The organism is Janthinobacterium sp. NKUCC08_JDC (genome assembly GCF_019345575.1).
Classification (GTDB): Bacteria; Pseudomonadota; Gammaproteobacteria; order Burkholderiales; family Burkholderiaceae_D; genus Janthinobacterium; species Janthinobacterium aestuarii.
This window is the reverse complement of the sequence record NZ_JAHKQW010000012.1, coordinates 13,893-31,855: the sequence shown is the minus strand read 5'-3', so window position 1 is coordinate 31,855 and position 17,963 is coordinate 13,893. Positions and strand designations below refer to the sequence as shown.

Below are 17,963 nucleotides of genomic sequence, written 5' to 3'. Positions count from 1 at the left end.
CTAGGTCCATAGAGTCCTCATCGTCGCCTTCTGGGCTAGTCGCGAGGCGCTGTCATTAGTCCTTCCGGAATTATAGCGTAGCCACTTTCCGGCCTCTCGGCCTAGCCACACGTCTTTGTCGGATCTCTATTACTCCTTGGTGCAAGACAGCTACGACACGGTTGGAGATCGAAATTTCTCGTAATAGCTGCTCCAGCGCCTAGCTGGAGCCACCACGTTCCGGTAGCTGATTTCCGGCCAGGACCACATCGGCGCCGCCGGCGCGTTACGCTTGAGCACCGCGGTGACCAACACTACGTGGACAGTGTGCTCCAGCTGCTGGCCAGCGCCTGAGCGGCGCCACCCTGTTCCGGCAGCTGATCACCGGCCGGATCCTCGCCGACGCCGCCGGCGCGCCGCGCGGCCCCCGCAGTGGCCAACGCCACGTCGACAGCGCGCACCGGCCGCTGCTCGGCGCTTGGCCGGTGCCATCAGCGCAACGTCGAAACTACCCGAGAAGCATCGGCGCAACATGTCCGGTTTGCCGGGGCGTGGTTAGTGGCGCACTGAGCTTTTCAGACGTATATTTGAACAAATTGCCAAAAAAATTCCGTTTCAGCAACTTCTGTTCAACTTATGCGAAAAAAATCCCGACTTATGCGAGAAAAATCCCGACTTATGTGACATTCAACGCTGACCCCGGCAGCCGGCCAGTCGGCTTAGGCAAACTTCTTGAAATCCGGCTTCCGCTTTTCAAAGAACGCCGTAAACGCTTCCTTCGCCTCGGCGCCACCCAGCATGGCGCTGAACAGTTTGTTTTCCTCGGCGATGGCCGCCTTCATCGGCTCCATGCGGCTTTGCTTCATCAATCGCTTGGTGGCGCGGATGGAGGCCGCTGGCAGGGCTACCAGCTTGGCCGCCTGGCCTTGCGCGTACGTCATCAAGTCGTACAGGGGCACGACTTTCGAGACCAGGCCCATTTCCAGCGCTTCGCTGGCCGGGAACGCTTCGCCCAGCATCAATTTTTCCGCCGCGCGCGGGTACCCGGCCAGTTGCGTGAGCAGCAGGCTGGAGCCGAATTCCGGGCACAGTCCCAGCTGCGTAAACGGCATCGAGAAGCTGGCGTTGTCGGCCGCATAGACGAGGTCGCAATGCATCAGCAAGGTGGTACCGATGCCGATGGCGGGACCGGAAACAGCCGCCACCACGGGCTTGCTGCTGCCGTACAGGGCGCGCATGAACTGGAACACGGGGCGGTCATGGTCGAGCGAGCCATCTTTCGGGCGCGCCGTCTTCATGAAGTCGTCGAGGTCGTTACCGGCCGTGAAAATCTCGCGCTTGCCGCAGATCAGGATGGCGCGTACTTCATCATCGGTCTCGGCCGCCACCAGCGCGTCGGCCAGGGTCTGGTACATGGCGCCCGTGATCGCATTCTTGCGTTCCAGGCGGTTGAATTCCAGGGTCAGGATGCCCTCGCTCTTGCTGCACAAAATATCCATGTCGTCTCCAAAAAGATAAAGGGCGCCGGGGTAATCCCGCAGCGCCCTGTTTTATTGCTTTAGCCCGTCGAACTTAGACGCGTTCGAAAATACCTGCCGCGCCCATGCCGGCACCGACGCACATCGTGACCATGCCGTACTTCTGCTTGGTGCGCTGCAGTGCGTGGATCACGGTGGCGGCGCGGATGGCACCGGTCGCGCCCAGCGGGTGGCCCAGGGCGATCGCGCCGCCCATCGGGTTGACCTTCGATGGGTCCAGGCCCAGGTCGCCGATGACGGCCAGGGCTTGCGCGGCAAACGCTTCGTTCAGCTCGATCCAGTCCAGCTGGTCTTGCGTGATGCCGGCGGCGGCGCATGCCGCTGGAATGGCGAATTTCGGACCGATGCCCATGATTTCCGGCGGCACGCCGCGCACGGCGAACGAGGAGAATTTCGCCAGCGGGGTCAGGTTGTGCTCGCGCAGGATTTTTTCGCTGACGATCAACAGCGCGCCGGCGCCGTCGGACATCTGCGAGCTGTTGGCGGCCGTCACGCTGCCCTTGGCGGCGAAGACAGGCTTCAGTTTTGCCAGCGACTCCATCGACGAATCGGCGCGCGCGCCTTCGTCGGTGTCGACGGTGCGGCGCGTTACATCGACCTGGCCGGTAGCCAGGTTCGGCGTGCGCGTGATGATTTCCACGGGCGTCGTTTCCGCCTTGAAGAAACCGGCTTGCTGCGCGGCGATGGCGCGGCGGTGCGATTCAACGGAGAACGCGTCCTGCTGTTCGCGCGACACTTTCCATTGCTGCGCCACTTTCTCGGCCGTCAGGCCCATGCCATAGGCCATGCCGATGTTCTCGTCGCTGAACATGTCCAGGTTCATCGATGGGTGGTGGCCCATCATCGGCACCATCGACATCGATTCGATGCCGCCGGCGATCATCACGTCGGCTTCGCCCACGCGGATGCGGTCGGCCGCCATGGCGATGGCCGTGATGCCCGAAGCGCAGTAACGGTTGACGGTGACGCCGCCCACGGTTTTCGGCAAGCCGGCCAGCAGCACCGAGTTACGCGCGATATTGAAGCCCTGCTCCGCTTCCGGGAACGAGCAGCCGATGATGGCGTCGGTGATCAGTGCCGGGTCGAGGCCAGGCGCTTGCGCCAGGGCCGATTGCAGCACGCGCACCAGCAGGTCGTCCGGGCGGGTGTTCTTGAACATGCCGCGCGGCGCCTTGCCGATCGGGGTGCGGGTTGCAGAGACGATGTACGCGTCTTGAAGTTGTTTGCTCATTTTATGCTTTCAAAGATGTTGAACGAGGTTCGTGTTCTGTCGAATGTCCGGGACTGCTCAGGTAATCTCTTATCGCTTCTGCGACAAATACCAGTCCACCGTCACCTGTGCCGCCAGCGTGCCTTCGGCGTCGAAAATATCGACTGCCACGGGAAACGCCACCTTGCCATCCTGCGCCAGCTGCGCCTTCAAGGCAACCAGGTCGCCCGGTACCCGGCCTTCGGCGCGCGTCGCGCCCCGGGCCACCTTCTGGTACTGGATGCGCGACTCCTTGGCCACCGGGCGCAAGCCCAGTATCAGCTCGGCGAAGCCGCCAGCCATGGCCGCGCCGGAAGCCGTTTCGGCCAGGGTAAACAAGGCGCCCGCATGCTGCGTGCCCAGGTGATTATTCAGTTTTGGATCTTCCGGCATCGACACCTTCGAGGTGCCGGCGCCGATGTCGTCGATGCTGATCCCCAGCAGCCGCACGAAGGGCAAGGTGTCCATCATCTGTTGTTTGATACGGTCATACACCATGCTTGGCCTCACGCGCAGCAATACTTTAAGAATAATGGACAGGATCGTCATCGACGTCAGGCTTAGTTGCGTACCGGCTTACCGGTTTGCATCATGCCCATGATCCGTTCCTGGGTTTTCGGATGGTTCAACAGCTCCAGGAACGCCTTGCGTTCCATATCCAGCAGCCACTGTTCGCTGACGAAGCTGCCCTGGTCCACGTCGCCGCCCGATACGATCTCGGCGATCATCTCGCCCAGCTTGAAATCGTGCGCCGAAATGAAGCCGCCGTCGCGCATGTTGACCAGCTGCGCCTTGATGGTGCCCCAGCCGTAACGGCCCGTGACCTGGATCAGCGATGGGAGCGCTGGACGGAAGCCGGCGTCGAACATGGCGCGCGCTTCGACCTTGGCCACGTGCAGCAGCTCGTAGGCGTTGAACACGATCACGTCGTCTTCCTTCAGGTAACCCATCTTCTTCGCTTCCAGCGCCGATTTTGACACGTTGGCGGTGGCCGCATTGGTGAAGCCCGTTTTCAGGAATTGCAGGATGTCGTTACCCTTGGCTTCCTTGTAGGCGCGCTGCGCCGCTTCCTTCAAGCCGCCGCCGGCAGGAATCAGGCCCACGCCCACTTCCACCAGGCCGATATACGACTCGATCGAAGCCACGCGCTTCGATGCATGCAGCGCCAGTTCGCAACCGCCGCCCAGTGCCAGGCCAGCGACCGCGGCGATCACCGGCACGTTCGCGTATTTCAGCGACATGAAGGTGTTCTGCAGTTCGGCGATGATCGGATCGACGGCTTTCACGCCGCCTTGCATGAACGCCGGCAGGGCCGATTGCAGGTCGGCGCCGGCCGAGAACGCGCCGCCTTCGGCTGCGTCCGCGTGCCAGATCACCAAGCCCTTGAAGTTCTTCTCGGCTTCGGCCAATGCGAGTTTGAGGCCGTTGATCACGCCTTCGCCGATCACGTGCATCTTGGTCTTGAACGAGATGATCAGGACATCGTCGCCCGTATGCCAGACGCGCACGGATTCGTCTTCGAAGACGGTGGTGCCGGCGGTCTTGCCATCGATGGCGCCGCTGCCCAGGACGGGCGCGCGGAATGGCTGGCGGTCATACACGGACAAGGTCGAACGTGGCACGAAGCTGTTCGACACGGCGGAGTACGAACCTTCCGGCGTGTGCACGCCGCCTTTTTCAGCGACCGGACCTTCGAAGACCCAGGCTGGCAGCGGCGCGTTGCACAGCGCGTGGCCAGCGTCGATGTCTTCCTTGACCCAGTTGGCCACTTGCAGCCAGTTCGATGCCTGCCACGTTTCAAACGGGCCGACGTTCCAGCCGAAGCCCCAGCGCATGGCGAAGTCGATGTCGCGCGCATTGTCGGCCACGGTGTCGAGGTGGATGGCGATGTAGTGGAAAGCGTCGCGGAAGATCGCCCACAGGAACTGGCCTTGCGGGTTCGTCGATTCGCGCAGCGCCTTCATCTTCTTGACCGGATCCTTTTCTTTCAGGATGCGGGCAATGATGTCGGCGGCCTTGGCGCCGCCAGCCACGTATTCACCGGTGGCGAAGTCCAGGCGTTGAATTTCCTTACCGACCTTCTTGTAGAAGCCTGCGCCGCTCTTCTGGCCCAGCGCGCCTTTTTCCACCAGCTTGGCCAGCACTTCCGGCGTCTTGTAGACGGCGGCGAACGGATCGTTCGGCAGGTAGTCCTGCATGGTCTTGATCACATGGCCCATGGTGTCCAGGCCGACCACGTCCGCCGTGCGGAAGGTGCCCGACTTGGCGCGGCCCAGCTTGGCGCCAGTCAAATCATCGACGACGTCCACGGACAGGCCGAATTTTTCAGCTTCGTGGACGATGGCCAGGATGCCGAACACGCCAACGCGGTTGGCGATGAAGTTCGGCGTATCCTTGGCGCGTACCACGCCCTTGCCCAGGGTGGTGGTCAAAAAGCCTTCCAGCTGGTCGCTGATTTCAGGCTTGGTGAACTCGGTCGGGATGATTTCGACCAGGTGCATATAGCGCGGCGGGTTGAAGAAGTGCACGCCGCAGTAGCGCGATTTCAGGTCGGCGTCGAAGCCTTCGGCCAGCTTGGTGATCGACAGGCCCGAGGTGTTCGAGGCGAAGATCGCGTTCGGGCCGATGTGCGGTGCGACCTTCTGGTACAGGTCGTGTTTCCAGTCCATGCGCTCGGCGATGGCTTCGATGATCAGGTCGCAACCGGCCAGCAGGTCCAGGTTGTCTTCGTAGTTGGCGACCTGGATCAGCGCGGCGTCATCCTTGTTGCCCAGCGGGGCAGGCGACAGCTTTTTCAGGTTCTCGATGGCGCGCAGCACGATGCCATTCTTTGGACCTTCCTTCGCTGGCAGGTCGAACAGCACGACCGGCACTTTCGCGTTGATGCAATGGGCGGCGATCTGCGCACCCATCACGCCGGCGCCGAGGACGGCTACTTTTTTAACGATGAAATTGGTCATATTTTCCTCAAGTCTTAGAACAGGTCTGCGTCGAGTGCCATCAGGTTGGCCGAACCGGAACGCGCCTGACGGATCAGGGTTGCCGTTTCTGGCTGCAAGCGGGCGAAGTAGAAACGTGCGGTAGCCAGTTTGGCGGTGTAGAACTTGTCGCCGCTGGATTCTTTTTCGAGGGCGATCTTGGCCATCTGCGCGAACAGGTAGCTGTAGATCATGTGGCCGACGACGCGCAGGTAAGGCACGCATGCCGCGCCCACTTCGTCCGGATTCTGGAAGGCCTTCATGCCGATTTCCATGGTCAGCTTGGTGACTTTGTCGCCCAGGTCGCCCAGTGGGGTGACGAATTCGCTCATCGCTTCATCGGTGCCGTTGTCTTCGACGAAAGCCTTGATCTTTTCGCCGAACTTGCGCAGCTTGGCGCCGTTGTCGCCGAGGATCTTGCGGCCCAACAGGTCCAGCGACTGGATCGTGTTCGTGCCTTCATAGATCATGTTGATGCGCGCGTCGCGCACATACTGTTCCATGCCCCATTCCGAGATGTAGCCGTGGCCGCCGAACACTTGCATCGCGTCCGAAGTGGCGATCCAGGCGTTGTCGGTGATGAAGGCCTTGATGACAGGGGTCAGCAGCGCCACTTCGTCGGCCGCTTCCTTGCGCACGTCGGCGTCGGGGTGGTGCAGTTCGCGGTCGATCTGCAGCGCCACGTACGAGGTGAAAGCGCGCGCGCCTTCGGCGTAGGCTTTGCCCGTCAACAGCATGCGGCGCACGTCAGGGTGCACGATGATGCGGTCGGCCGGCAGTTCCGGGTTCTTGATGCCGGACAGCGAACGCATTTGCGTGCGGTCCTTGGCGTAGATCAGCGCGTTCTGGTAGGCGATTTCCGTCAGGCCCAGCGACTGCATGCCCACGCCCAGGCGGGCCGCGTTCATGAAGACGAACATGGCGTTCAAGCCCTTGTTCGGCTGGCCGATGATCCAGCCTTTCGCGCCGTCCAGGTTCATCTGGCAGGTCGAGTTACCGTGGATGCCCATTTTTTCTTCGATGGCGCCGCAGGTGATCGGGTTGCGTTCACCGACCGTGCCGTCCGCGTTCGGCAGGAATTTCGGCACCAGGAACAGCGAGATGCCTTTCGAGCCTTCCGGCGCGTCCGGTACGCGGGCCAGCACCAGATGCAGGATGTTTTCCGCCATGTCGTGCTCGCCGGCCGAGATGAAGATCTTGTTGCCGGTGATGGTCCAGGAACCGTCCGCCTCAGGCAGCGCTTTCGAGCGCAGCAGGCCCAGGTCGGTGCCGCAGTGCGGTTCGGTCAAGCACATGGTGCCCGTCCATTCGCCCGACACCAGTTTCGGCAGGTAGACTTCCTTCTGGTGGTCGGTGCCGTGTTCCTTCAGGCACTCGTAGGCGCCGTGCGACAGGCCCGGGTACATGGACCAGGCCTGGTTCGACGAGTTCAGCATTTCATAGAAGGAATTGTTCAGCACGACAGGCAAGCCCTGGCCGCCGTATTCCGGATCGCAAGCCAGTGCCGCCCAGCCGCCTTCGACGTACTGCTTGTAGGCTTCCTTGAAACCTTTAGGCGTGGTCACGCTTTTCGTGACGGGGTCGTGGTGGCAGCCTTCGCGGTCGCCGGAGTGGTTCAGCGGGAACAAGACTTCGGAGGTGAATTTGCCGCCCTCTTCCAGCACCTGGTTGATGATGTCGGCGTCGACGTCGGCATACGACGGCATTTGCTTCAGTTCTTCTTCCACTTGCAGGAACTCATGCAGGACGAATTGCATATCCCGGATTGGCGCGACGTATTGACCCATAATTTTCTCCTGAAGGCGATTAGCTAAAGTGTTGTACTTGTAAGTGCGTGTGCGTTGTTGCGGATACTGCCTGACGGCTTATTTGCTTGTGACGGAATTCTGGTACGACGCCAGCAGGCGGATAAAGCCCGCTTGCGCCCGTTCGATGCTGCCCGGCACGCGCAGGAAGCGCGCGTCGTGATGCAGGGCCAGGATCAGGCCATACATCTCGTACACCAGTTGCTGGGCGTCCGTGTCCGCTTTCAGGTCGCCCGTGGCGATCGATTGCTCGACACAGCGCAGCAGCGCGCCCTGCCAGGCCCGCACCATGGCCACGAGGGCCTCGCGGATGGGACCGGGACGGTCGTCATACTCGACGGCGCCGCTGATATAGATGCAGCCGGAAGCGATTTCCACGCTGACCCGCTTGACCCAGCGTGCAAACATCGATTGCAGGCGCTGGATGCCGCGTGGTTCTTTCATGCTGGGGAAAAAGACTTCTTGCTCAAAACGATAGTGGTAGAGCTTCAGCACTTCCATCTGCAAGTCTTCGCGCGAGCCAAAGTGGGCAAACACGCCCGACTTGCTCATGTTCATTTTGTCCGCAAGCAGTCCGATGGTCAGGCCTTCCAGGCCGTCGCGGCTGGACAGGTCCAGCGCCACGTCGAGGATGGCTGCACGGGTCAGTTCGCCCTTGCGCATGAATTTGACTGAAGTATTCAAGAGGTCCGTTCTCAAAGTGAGGTTGCCGATCTGGCGGACGGAAGCGAGGGTAAAAAAAAGCACGCCTCGAAAAAATCCGAACGCTCGTACTATTATCCACTACCACGTAAAAGTCAAACGGGAACTTTAGAGCCGGTGTTCTATTGGTGCAGCGCAGCATTTTTTGGCCGCGTGTTTGTAGCGATTTCAGACAGGCAAAAGCGTCGCGCGCCCCTGCCGCCTGGGTAGCAGCGTTCCTCAGTCGAGGTCGCCTGCCTTGCTCAATTGACGGCGGTCGCGCTTGGTCGGCCGCCCCTTGATGGTGCTGCCCGGCTCGCGGAACAGCTTGCGGTCCTCGACCAGCTGCTCGCGGCGGGCGATGCTGGCCGGCGTTTCGCCATACAGCAAGCGCGCCACGGGCGCCGCGCTGCGCTTGTCGGACAGGCCCAGCACAGCCACTTCCCACGTCTCCGCGCCATTGTCGATGGCCAGCTCGTCGCCCACGCGCACGCTGCGCGCCGGTTTCACGCGCTCGCCGCCCACTTTGACCTTGCCCGTGTCGACAGCTTCGCTGGCCAGCGAGCGCGTCTTGAAGAAGCGCGCCGCCCACAACCATTTGTCCAGCCTTACCGTTGTCATCTCGCTCATGCGTACTTGCCTACTGAAAAAATGCGCATCACCAGCCGGTACGCGAGGAACGCGGCTTCATAGCCGATGCGCCGGAAGCGGCCGATGTGCTTGAAATCGTCCTGGTGAATGACGATGCCGTCGGCCACGCCCTGCTCGATATGCTGGCGCAAGCTTTGCGCGAAGGCCACGTCCTTGATCACCACGTTCGCTTCCTGGTTCAGGAACAGGCTCAGCGCGTCAATATTGCTGGAGCCCACCGTCGCCCAATCGTCGTCGACGACGGCCACCTTGGCGTGCAGCTGCGTCTTGCGGTATTCGACGATTTTCACCCCGGCGGCCAGCAGTTTCGGATAAAACGAGTGCGCCACGGCATCTTGCATACGGAACTCGCCCACGCCGATCAGCAGCACCACGTCGACGCCCCGCTGGGCCGCCTGGGCCAGGGCATGGCGCAGCTTGTGTCCGGGCGCGAAATACGGGTTGGCCAGCATCACGCTTTTACGCGCCTGGCCCAGCGCCTGCAGGTAGGCGCGCTGGATGGTGCGGCGGTTGCGCAGGTTGTCGCGCACGACAAAGCCGGCCACGACGGGGTTCTTCGCCAGCTCCTTGCTGACGACGCGCATCTTGCGGTACAGCTTGATACGCCGCACCAGATTCATCTTGCCCAATCGCGCCCACTGCGCCTGCACTTCTTCGTGGATGGCATCGACCAGCGGGCCCTTCACCTGCACGGCGAAATCCCAGCGCGGCGCTTCCAGGCTGATGTTGTGGTCGTAGTCGCAAAACATGTCGTCGTTGATATTGATGCCGCCCACCAGCGCGATCTCGCCATCGGCCACGCAGATCTTGCGGTGCGTGCGCGTGATGCCGCGCCGGAACCACGGGTTGAAGATGCGGTGGTGCACGCCGGCCGCTTCCAGCTGCGCATGCATGGCATTGACCCGGCGGTTGCCCGTGCCGAACCAGTCCGTGATCATGCACACGAGCACGCCGCGCGCGGCGGCACGCTTGAGGGCGTCGAGCACCAGGGTGCCCGTGGCGTCGTCGGCAAAGATATACGTTTCGAAATAGACTTCCGAGCGCGCACCGTCGATGGCGGCTATCAGCGCGGGAAAGTAATCGGTGCCGCAATACAGCAGCTTGATGTCGTTATGGGCGATAAAATTGACTGTACGCATGCCGGCAGTCTACGCGAGTTTCAAAGCGGCAACGATCGGCGCGTGGTCCGACAGTTTTGCCCACAAGGTGCCATGCATCACTTGCGCGCCTTCCACGTGGAAACCGCGCACATAGATGCGGTCCAGGCGGAACCATGGCAAGGCGGCGGGAAAGGTGCGCGCCGGCACGGGGATCGGCGTTTTCGTCTGGCGCCGCGCCAGGGTGCGCACCAGGTCGCCCAAGGCCGAGTTCGACGCCCGCTGGTCGAACACCTCGACCACGCCCAGCGCATTGCGCAGCTTGTCGCTGAGCGTGTTGCGCCAGTCGTTGAAATCGCCGGCAATGATGACGGGTTCGCCATCGGGCGCCGATTCCATCACGGCGTCGATCAGCGCCTGCGTCTGGCGTCCCCGTCCCGACTCGAACAGGCCCAGGTGGACGACATAACAGTGCACGTCGGCCTGCGGCGTCTTCAGCACACAATGCAGGATGCCGCGCTGCTCGTAGGCATGGTCGGAGACGTCGTGGTTGGTTTGCGACGCGATGGGAAACTTGCTGAGCAAGGCGTTGCCATGGTGGCCGTGATCGTACACGGCGTTCATGCCATACGCGGAATGGTGCTCGGCACCGGCAAAGAACTCGTGCTGCGACGCTTCCGGCCAATGCTTGTGGCCGTTTTTCTCGGCACCATAGCGGGCCGCATTGCGGTCATGCTTGCCTTGCACTTCCTGCAAAAAGACGACATCGGCATGAAACAGGGCGATCGCCTGTTTTAAAGCATGTACGCGGGGCAAGCCTCGCACGGAGGAGACACCCTTGTGAATATTATAAGTTGCTACGCGGATTTTCATGCATTGATTCTACTCCCAGACGGGCCCCGCGCGGCGCCAGCGTAGGTGCGCGTGCGCACCTACGGCAGCTTTATTTGCCTGCAGCCGACAGCAGCAGACTACTAGCGGCACTGATGCTGCCGACGATGGCGCCTGTCACCCACAAGCCCTTTATTAAACTGGGCGCGCTGCTCCAGCTGAACGGTCCGCGTCCGCCAGCGAAGAAACGCGGATGCAGCAAAAATCCCAGCATCAACAAGGGCAAGCCCGCCTGCGGAAAACTGGCATGCGGCTGCTCCGGGAAACAGACGGCATACAGGCTGCCCAACACCCAAGACAGGAATAGCACACTGATCATGCGCTGCCGTAAAGAAAGTTGAGACCAATTCAGCATGCCATCCTCTCGTCATCGCTGACGTTGTTATTCATATCAAAATGTTGCCGGGTAATCGTTCGCTATCGGGTGTTCAGGCCAGCATGCGTCCCACGCCCGCCGTCACGCTGACGAGCAGCGCCGTGATGCCGGCCGCCCAGACGATCTTGACCAGCAACGGTGCGCCGCGCCAGGCCACGGTGCGCTTGCCCTTGGCAAACGCGCCCGGGTGCAGCAGCCAGCCGATCGCCATCAGCGGCATGCCGATCGGCGGCGTGCGGCCGGGCACGGTGGAACTGAACAGCAGGAAGATAAAGCACAGGCAAAAAACGATGCCCAGGGTGCCCAGCAGTTTTTGCTGCGCAGTCAAATGTAACCAGTTCAACATGGAATGCTTTCTAGGAAAATCAGGTGGGACGCGCCAGGCCCGTCATGGCCGGCAATTGCAGAATCGCTTCCGCGTTGGACGACGAGAAACAGCGGTCGGCCGCCGCCAAGTACGGCAGCCACGCATATTGCAAGTGTTCGCGCGGGCTCAGGGTGATGGCGATGTCGCGCGGCACTTGCACGCTGAACACGTGCTCCGTGTTGCGCGTCACGCCGGGCGCATAGCGGTGGCGCCAGATCGGATAGATCTCGTACACATTAGACAATTTCCAGTCGCGCAGCACGATATCGTGTCCATCGGCAACGATGCCGGTTTCCTCGAACAGTTCGCGCGCGGCCGTCTGCAGCAGCGGTTCGTCGACGGCATCGACGGAACCCGTCACCGATTGCCAGAAACCGGGCTGGCCCGCGCGTTCGATGAGCAAGACGTCAAGGTCAGCCGTATGAATGACGACCAGCACGGAAACAGGGATTTTATGAGTCATATCAACAATGAAAAAGGCGCCACGACAGCGCCTTTTTTTGCATAGTGGATCAAACAGCGGCCGCCGGGGCAGCCGCATGCTTCATTACACTACTTTTGGCTCGGCGCTGCGCAAACGGATGTGCAGTTCGCGCAGTTGCTTCTCGTCCACTTCCGACGGCGCATGGGTAAGCAAGTCTTGCGCACGCTGGGTTTTCGGGAAGGCGATCACGTCGCGGATCGATTCGGAACCGGTCATCATGGTCACGATACGGTCCAGGCCGAATGCCAGGCCGCCATGCGGTGGCGCGCCGTATTGCAGGGCGTCGAGCAGGAAGCCGAACTTCAGCTGCGCTTCTTCGGCGTCGATCTTCAGTGCGCGGAACACTTTCGACTGCACTTCTTCGCGGTGGATACGGATCGAACCGCCGCCCAGTTCCCAGCCGTTCAAGACCATGTCGTAGGCCTTGGCGATGCAGGCGCCCGGATCGCTTTCCAGCATGTCTTCATGGCCGTCTTTCGGCGCCGTGAATGGATGGTGGGTCGCCGTCCAGCGGTCCGCTTCTTCGTCGTGCTCGAACATCGGGAAATCGACCACCCACAATGGCTTCCACACGTCTTCGAACAGGCCGGCTTTCTTGCCGAACTCGCTGTGACCGATTTTCACGCGCAGCGCGCCGATGGCGTCGTTGACGACCTTGGCCTTGTCCGCGCCGAAGAAGATCAGGTCGCCGTCTTGCGCGCCCGTCTGCTCGAGGATCGTGGCCAGCACGTCGGCAGGCAGGAACTTGACGATCGGCGACTGCAAGCCTTCAGGACCCTTGGCTTTCTCGTTGACCTTGATGTAAGCGAGGCCCTTGGCGCCATAGATGGCGACGAATTGCGTGTAGGCGTCGATTTCCGAACGGGGCATGCTGCCGCCTTGCGGTACGCGCAGGGCAACCACGCGGCCGCCTTTCATGTTGGCGGCGCCGTTGAAGACCTTGAATTCGACCGACTTCATGACTTCCGTCAAATCGGTGAAGGCCAGCTTGACGCGCATGTCCGGCTTGTCGGAACCGTACAGGCCCATCGCTTCGGCGAAATCCATCACCGGGAACGGGTTCGGCAGGTCGATGTCCAGGGTGTTCTTGAAGACGACGCGGATCATGTCTTCGAACAGGTCGCGGATTTCCTGTTCCGTCAGGAACGAGGTTTCGCAATCGATCTGCGTGAATTCAGGCTGGCGGTCAGCGCGCAAGTCTTCGTCGCGGAAGCACTTGGTGATCTGGTAGTAACGGTCGAAGTTAGCGACCATCAACAGTTGCTTGAACAACTGTGGCGATTGCGGCAAGGCGAAGAAGCTGCCCGCGTTGACGCGCGACGGCACCAGGTAATCGCGCGCGCCTTCTGGCGTCGACTTGGTCAGCATCGGCGTTTCGATGTCGATGAAGCCCAGCGCGTCGAGGTACTTGCGCACTTCCATCGTCACCTTGTAGCGCAGGCGCAGGTTGTTCTGCATTTGCGGGCGGCGCAGGTCCAGCACGCGGTGCGTCAGACGCGTCGTTTCCGACAGGTTGTCGTCGTCCAGCTGGAACGGCACAGGCACGGAAGGGTTCAGCACTTCCAGCTCCGAGCAGACCACTTCGATCTTGCCGGACTTCAGGTTGTTGTTGATCGTGCCTTCGATACGGTTGGTCACGACGCCCGTCACGCGCAGGCAGAATTCGTTGCGCACGGCTTCGGCGACCTTGAACATTTCCGCTTGTTCCGGGTTGCAGACGATTTGCACCAGGCCTTCACGGTCGCGCAAGTCGATGAAGATCAGGCTGCCGTGGTCGCGGCGGCGATGTACCCAGCCGCACAGGCTGACGGTTTGTCCCAGCATGGCTTCGGTAACGAGGCCGCAGTATTCAGTACGCATAGACATAAAATTCTCAGTTCAGGTTAGTGAGTGTTCAATCCGGCCACGTCCCACGTGGGACGCCTGCCTTTATTCTTTGGCTGCCGGGGCCGGTACAGCAACAACTTCCGCAGGCGCCACCACGCCCATCGAGACGATATATTTGAGCGCCGCATCGACGCTCATGTCGAGTTCGACGACATCGCTGCGCTTCATCATCAGGAAAAAGCCCGATGTCGGGTTCGGCGTCGTCGGCACATACACGCTGACAAAGTCGCCCACCAGGTGGTTCGCCGCATCGCCGCCCGGCACGCCCGTCAGGAAAGCGATGGTCCAGGAGTTCTGGTGCGGATACGGCACCAGCACGGCCTTGCGGAACGCATTGCCCGACGGGGAAAACAGGGTATCCGACACTTGCTTGACGCTCGAATACAGGGAATTGACGATGGGTATGCGTTGCAGCAATTTTTCCCACAGCTTCACCACGTAATTGCCGACCAGGTTATTCGTCAGCAAGCCCGTGAAGAACACGATCAGTACCGTCAATACCGTGCCCAGGCCGGGAATGGTGCTCAGCGCGGGAACCTTGTGGCCGAACCAGACGCTGGGCTGCGTACTGCCGGGCACCAGCAACAGCGACTGGTCCATCGTGCTGATCACCAGATTCAGGACCCAGGCCGTAATGGCCAGGGGCACCAAAATCAGTAATCCGGTAATAAAGTATTTACGCATCAGTTTCTCGGTAATGGATCGTATCGGCGCGGCGCGCTCTCAGTCCGCTTTCGGCGCGGTTGCAGCCGGGGCGGGTGCAGGCGCAGCAGCAGGCGCGCTGTCGGCGGCCGGGGCAGGCTTGGCGTTATCGGCCGGGCCCGTCGGAATGGCCGTGGTGGGCGCCGTGCCGCCGCGGAAATCGGTCGCGTACCAGCCGGTGCCCTTCAATTGGAAACCGGCGGCCGTCAATTGTTTCTTGAAACTGGGCTTGCCGCACGACAGGCACACCGTCAGTACTGGATCGGAGATCTTTTGCAAGACATCCTTGGCAAAACCACACTCGTCACAACGGTAAGCGTAAATCGGCATCTCTACTCCGAGAAAATCATCAAAAACCCTGAATTATAAAGCTTTTCCTTTGCCCTCAACGGAAATTGACCGGTCCGCCTCAGTCCGCCCGGCGGCGCCAGCTCATCCAGCGCTCCTTGCCAGCGAAGACGGCGATGGAATCGTCGACGGCTTCATCGGCCAGGCAGTCGAAATGCGGGGCCAGCAATTCCTGCAGTTTCTCCCGTGAAATACCAAATGGCGGTCCCTTGGCATTGTCGTCAAAGAAAAAGTAACCGGCCAGCATGGCGCCCGGCGCCAGCAGCTGCGCCCAGCGGGCCGCCACTTGCGGCCACATCGCGCGCGGCATGGCACAGAGGAAAGCCCGCTCATAGATCAGGTCCAGCGACGCAACAGGTTCCCAGGCAAAGAAATCCGCTTCCACCACCTGCCCTGCCCGTTCGCCGACGACGGCGCGCGCGGCAGCCACGGCAGCCGGCGAAAAGTCGATGGCCGTGGCATCCCAGCCGTGATCGAGCATGAAGACCAGCTCATAGGCCGAGCCGCAACCGGGAATCAGGCAGCGCAGCGGCGCCGGGCTGCCGGCGACGAAGCTGCGCAGGCGCGTGGGCACGCCGCCGTGATCCCAGGGCGTAAATTGCTTCTCGAAACGCTCGTCCCAGAAGGCGGGCGAGAGCGGGTCGCGGGTTTGGAAGTCAGCCATCACTTACGTCCTCAGCCTTTAAAACGGCAGTTGATGCCAGCGCATGAACACTTGCAAGCCCAGCGCGCCGAGGGCGAAGGCGCCCACGAAGTACACGATAAAGCTCAGCAAGCGATTCGTCTGGCGTTGCTCCGCCAGCAAGGTTTTCATCAATTCCACATCGTTTTCGCGCGGCTCGCCATGCACGGTCAAAGCCTGGTGCAGCAAGCGCGGCAGTTGCGGGAAGATGTGCGCATAACGGGGCGCCTCGGCGCGCAGGCGCTCCATGAAGCCTTGCGGTCCCACCTGGTTGCTCATCCATTTTTCCAGGTAGGGCTTGGCCGTTTGCCACAGATCCAGTTCCGGATCCAGCTGGCGGCCCAGGCCTTCGATATTGAGCAGGGTCTTTTGCAGCAGCACCAGTTGCGGCTGCACTTCCACATTGAAGCGGCGCGACGTCTGGAACAAACGCAGCAATACCTGTCCAAAAGAAATATCTTTTAGCGGACGGTCGAAGATCGGCTCGCAACAGGCGCGCACGGCCGCTTCCAGTTCATCGACGCGCGTGTCTTTCGGCGCCCAGCCCGATTCGATATGCGCCTCGGCCACGCGCTTGTAGTCGCGGCGGAAGAAGGCGAGGAAGTTTTGCGACAGATAATCCTTGTCGTAGTCGTTCAAGGTACCGACGATGCCGAAATCGAGCGCGATGTAGCGGCCGAACGATTCCGGCGCGATCGACACGAGAATATTCCCGGGATGCATGTCCGCATGGAAAAAGCCGTCGCGGAACACTTGCGTGAAGAAAATCTCCACGCCATCGCTGGACAGTTTGCGCAAATCCACACCGGCCGCCACCAGGCGCTCGGTCTGCGACACGGGAATGCCGACCATGCGCTCCATGACGATGACGCTGCTGGAGCAGTAATCCCAGTGCATTTCCGGTACCAGCAGCAAGTCCGAGTTGGCGAAATTGCGGCGCAGCTGGCTGGCGTTGGCCGCTTCGCGCATCAGGTCCAGCTCGTCGTGCAGATATTTGTCGAACTCGCCCACTACCTCTTTCGGTTTCAAACGCTTGCTGTCGGCCCACAGGCGACTGGTCCAGTCGGCGGCGATGTGCATCAGGGCCACGTCCTCGTCGATCAGCTTTTTCATGCCTGGACGCAAGACCTTCACGGCCACTTCGCGCCCGTCTTTCAGAGTGGCGAAGTGCACCTGGGCAATCGAGGCGGACGCCACCGGTTCGCGCTCGAAGTGGGCAAACAATTGATCCGGGTGGGCGCCGAGCGACTTGGTGATTTGCGCGATGGCCAGGTCGGAATCGAAAGGCGGCACCCGGTCTTGCAGCCGTGCCAGTTCTTCGGCGATGTCGAGCGGCATCAGGTCGCGCCGGGTCGACAGCACCTGGCCGAATTTGACGAAAATCGGGCCCAGCTCTTCCAGCGCCAGGCGCAGGCGCAAGCCCCGTGGCGACGACAGATCGCGCCAGAAAATCAGGGTGTCGATCAATTTGGCGGTGCGGGGAACTTGCAGACCAGAAATCGCTATCTCATCCAGACCGTACTTGATGGAAACACGGATGATTTTAAACAGGCGCAGGAATTTCAATATCATGTAGACAAATCCGGTGAGGAAGACTGCGGCTGGACGGCGGCGGCCGCCTTTTCCAGCCGGGCAAGGCGCTTGGCCAGGCGTTCGACGTCATCGCGCACGCGCGTCACGCCAGCGGAATACTCTTGCAGGGTAGAAGGACGGATCAGCATGGGTTGTTCGTCGAGAAAATATTCGGCCACGTTTTCCGCCAGCTTTTGCTGGCCCGTGCGCACAAACGCGGCCGCATCCTTGGCGCCGGCAACGAGGCGCGTGGCCAGCATGGGGCCGACGACCTTTTCCAGGTCGTGCTCGGCCTCCCAGCGCAAGCCCTTGCTCAATTGCGAAATCGCATTGGCAAACTCGGCATCGCCTTCGATCTTGACGTAGGAAAACGCCCGCTCGCGGTTTTGCAGGATCAGCGGCATGTCGGACAATTTTACGCGGATGGTGACGTTGGCCGGCATGTCGGCCGGCGCCGCTTCCAGCATGCCGGCGCTGTCGACACGCAGGCGCAGGGCCACGGCGCCCGTGTCGATGCAGGCCAGCTTGCCGGCGTGCACGGCCAGCTGCTGGCGCGCCCACGGCTCTTGCGCCAGCAAGTGGTTAATAGTCGCGATGACGGGCGTCATCAGGGAAAGGTCGGAAAGTGGTGCCATCATGTTGCGCGCTTCGCGCCCCCAAAAAGAAAAAACCGCCC

General features: G+C 61.3%; 19 protein-coding genes. All 19 read right to left on the bottom strand.

The features are described 5' to 3' along the window. Positions 1–293: 293 nt before the first annotated feature. On the bottom strand, positions 294–425 hold the full coding sequence (locus KO538_RS29470; protein WP_257620507.1) for a hypothetical protein: 132 nt from the start codon (positions 423–425) through the stop codon (positions 294–296). 273 nt (positions 426–698) lie between these two features. Further along, positions 699–1,478 (bottom strand): enoyl-CoA hydratase, encoded by a 780-nt coding sequence (locus tag KO538_RS22540; RefSeq protein WP_219329704.1) that lies wholly within the window; start codon positions 1,476–1,478, stop codon positions 699–701. Positions 1,479–1,551: 73 nt separating this feature from the next. Further along, positions 1,552–2,748, bottom strand: coding sequence for an acetyl-CoA C-acyltransferase (locus tag KO538_RS22535; protein WP_034753391.1), 1,197 nt, complete (start codon positions 2,746–2,748; stop codon positions 1,552–1,554). A gap of 69 nt (positions 2,749–2,817) precedes the next feature. Beyond that, positions 2,818–3,264 (bottom strand): PaaI family thioesterase, encoded by a 447-nt coding sequence (locus KO538_RS22530; RefSeq protein ID WP_219329703.1) that lies wholly within the window; start codon positions 3,262–3,264, stop codon positions 2,818–2,820. A 62-nt stretch (positions 3,265–3,326) separates the two neighbouring features. Next, positions 3,327–5,726, bottom strand: a complete 2,400-nt coding sequence (locus KO538_RS22525; RefSeq protein WP_034753388.1) for a 3-hydroxyacyl-CoA dehydrogenase/enoyl-CoA hydratase family protein — start codon at positions 5,724–5,726, stop codon at positions 3,327–3,329. Positions 5,727–5,740: 14 nt separating this feature from the next. Continuing rightward, positions 5,741–7,531: an acyl-CoA dehydrogenase C-terminal domain-containing protein gene (locus KO538_RS22520; RefSeq protein WP_034753387.1), complete on the bottom strand. Its 1,791-nt coding sequence runs from the start codon at positions 7,529–7,531 to the stop codon at positions 5,741–5,743. Positions 7,532–7,609: 78 nt separating this feature from the next. After that, a complete protein-coding gene (locus tag KO538_RS22515; protein ID WP_034753385.1) occupies positions 7,610–8,212 on the bottom strand; it encodes a TetR/AcrR family transcriptional regulator in 603 nt (200 codons plus the stop codon). 258 nt (positions 8,213–8,470) lie between these two features. Then, a complete protein-coding gene (locus tag KO538_RS22510; protein WP_219329702.1) occupies positions 8,471–8,860 on the bottom strand; it encodes an RNA-binding S4 domain-containing protein in 390 nt (129 codons plus the stop codon). After that, on the bottom strand, positions 8,857–10,020 hold the full coding sequence (gene clsB, locus KO538_RS22505; RefSeq protein WP_034753382.1) for a cardiolipin synthase ClsB: 1,164 nt from the start codon (positions 10,018–10,020) through the stop codon (positions 8,857–8,859). The genes KO538_RS22510 and clsB overlap by 4 nt, the downstream gene beginning before the upstream one ends. Positions 10,021–10,029: 9 nt before the next feature. Continuing rightward, on the bottom strand, positions 10,030–10,851 hold the full coding sequence (locus tag KO538_RS22500; protein WP_034753381.1) for an endonuclease/exonuclease/phosphatase family protein: 822 nt from the start codon (positions 10,849–10,851) through the stop codon (positions 10,030–10,032). A gap of 70 nt (positions 10,852–10,921) precedes the next feature. Continuing rightward, positions 10,922–11,188: a hypothetical protein gene (locus KO538_RS22495; protein WP_070305354.1), complete on the bottom strand. Its 267-nt coding sequence runs from the start codon at positions 11,186–11,188 to the stop codon at positions 10,922–10,924. 109 nt (positions 11,189–11,297) lie between these two features. Continuing rightward, positions 11,298–11,591, bottom strand: a complete 294-nt coding sequence (locus KO538_RS22490; protein ID WP_072457749.1) for a hypothetical protein — start codon at positions 11,589–11,591, stop codon at positions 11,298–11,300. Positions 11,592–11,610: 19 nt separating this feature from the next. Further along, positions 11,611–12,075, bottom strand: coding sequence for a dihydroneopterin triphosphate diphosphatase (nudB, locus tag KO538_RS22485; RefSeq protein ID WP_070305350.1), 465 nt, complete (start codon positions 12,073–12,075; stop codon positions 11,611–11,613). An 84-nt stretch (positions 12,076–12,159) separates the two neighbouring features. Further along, on the bottom strand, positions 12,160–13,956 hold the full coding sequence (aspS, locus tag KO538_RS22480) for an aspartate--tRNA ligase (RefSeq protein ID WP_035824170.1): 1,797 nt from the start codon (positions 13,954–13,956) through the stop codon (positions 12,160–12,162). 69 nt (positions 13,957–14,025) lie between these two features. Then, positions 14,026–14,667, bottom strand: coding sequence for a DUF502 domain-containing protein (locus tag KO538_RS22475; RefSeq protein WP_034753372.1), 642 nt, complete (start codon positions 14,665–14,667; stop codon positions 14,026–14,028). Between the two features lie 39 nt (positions 14,668–14,706). Next, positions 14,707–15,015, bottom strand: a complete 309-nt coding sequence (locus KO538_RS22470; protein ID WP_046682127.1) for an FmdB family zinc ribbon protein — start codon at positions 15,013–15,015, stop codon at positions 14,707–14,709. Between the two features lie 79 nt (positions 15,016–15,094). Continuing rightward, positions 15,095–15,697, bottom strand: coding sequence for a methyltransferase (locus tag KO538_RS22465; RefSeq protein WP_219329701.1), 603 nt, complete (start codon positions 15,695–15,697; stop codon positions 15,095–15,097). 18 nt (positions 15,698–15,715) lie between these two features. Beyond that, complete coding sequence (ubiB, locus tag KO538_RS22460) at positions 15,716–17,287, bottom strand: ubiquinone biosynthesis regulatory protein kinase UbiB (protein ID WP_128141126.1); 1,572 nt, start codon at positions 17,285–17,287, stop codon at positions 15,716–15,718. Continuing rightward, positions 17,284–17,922 (bottom strand): SCP2 domain-containing protein, encoded by a 639-nt coding sequence (locus KO538_RS22455; protein WP_257620525.1) that lies wholly within the window; start codon positions 17,920–17,922, stop codon positions 17,284–17,286. The genes ubiB and KO538_RS22455 overlap by 4 nt, the downstream gene beginning before the upstream one ends. Positions 17,923–17,963 lie beyond the last annotated feature (41 nt).

Bases quoted from the DNA above. Each gene is read 5' to 3' on its own strand.
- KO538_RS22540 (WP_219329704.1), bottom strand. From the start codon at position 1,478: ATGGATATTTTGTGCAGCAAGAGCGAGGGCATCCTGACCCTGGAATTC.
- KO538_RS22535 (WP_034753391.1), bottom strand. From the start codon at position 2,748: ATGAGCAAACAACTTCAAGACGCGTACATCGTCTCTGCAACCCGCACC.
- KO538_RS22530 (WP_219329703.1), bottom strand. From the start codon at position 3,264: ATGGTGTATGACCGTATCAAACAACAGATGATGGACACCTTGCCCTTC.
- KO538_RS22525 (WP_034753388.1), bottom strand. From the start codon at position 5,726: ATGACCAATTTCATCGTTAAAAAAGTAGCCGTCCTCGGCGCCGGCGTG.
- KO538_RS22520 (WP_034753387.1), bottom strand. From the start codon at position 7,531: ATGGGTCAATACGTCGCGCCAATCCGGGATATGCAATTCGTCCTGCAT.
- KO538_RS22515 (WP_034753385.1), bottom strand. From the start codon at position 8,212: ATGCGCAAGGGCGAACTGACCCGTGCAGCCATCCTCGACGTGGCGCTG.
- KO538_RS22510 (WP_219329702.1), bottom strand. From the start codon at position 8,860: ATGAGCGAGATGACAACGGTAAGGCTGGACAAATGGTTGTGGGCGGCG.
- clsB (WP_034753382.1), bottom strand. From the start codon at position 10,020: ATGCGTACAGTCAATTTTATCGCCCATAACGACATCAAGCTGCTGTAT.
- KO538_RS22500 (WP_034753381.1), bottom strand. From the start codon at position 10,851: ATGAAAATCCGCGTAGCAACTTATAATATTCACAAGGGTGTCTCCTCC.
- KO538_RS22495 (WP_070305354.1), bottom strand. From the start codon at position 11,188: ATGATCAGTGTGCTATTCCTGTCTTGGGTGTTGGGCAGCCTGTATGCC.
- KO538_RS22490 (WP_072457749.1), bottom strand. From the start codon at position 11,591: ATGTTGAACTGGTTACATTTGACTGCGCAGCAAAAACTGCTGGGCACC.
- nudB (WP_070305350.1), bottom strand. From the start codon at position 12,075: ATGACTCATAAAATCCCTGTTTCCGTGCTGGTCGTCATTCATACGGCT.
- aspS (WP_035824170.1), bottom strand. From the start codon at position 13,956: ATGCGTACTGAATACTGCGGCCTCGTTACCGAAGCCATGCTGGGACAA.
- KO538_RS22475 (WP_034753372.1), bottom strand. From the start codon at position 14,667: ATGCGTAAATACTTTATTACCGGATTACTGATTTTGGTGCCCCTGGCC.
- KO538_RS22470 (WP_046682127.1), bottom strand. From the start codon at position 15,015: ATGCCGATTTACGCTTACCGTTGTGACGAGTGTGGTTTTGCCAAGGAT.
- KO538_RS22465 (WP_219329701.1), bottom strand. From the start codon at position 15,697: ATGGCTGACTTCCAAACCCGCGACCCGCTCTCGCCCGCCTTCTGGGAC.
- ubiB (WP_128141126.1), bottom strand. From the start codon at position 17,287: ATGATATTGAAATTCCTGCGCCTGTTTAAAATCATCCGTGTTTCCATC.
- KO538_RS22455 (WP_257620525.1), bottom strand. From the start codon at position 17,922: ATGGCACCACTTTCCGACCTTTCCCTGATGACGCCCGTCATCGCGACT.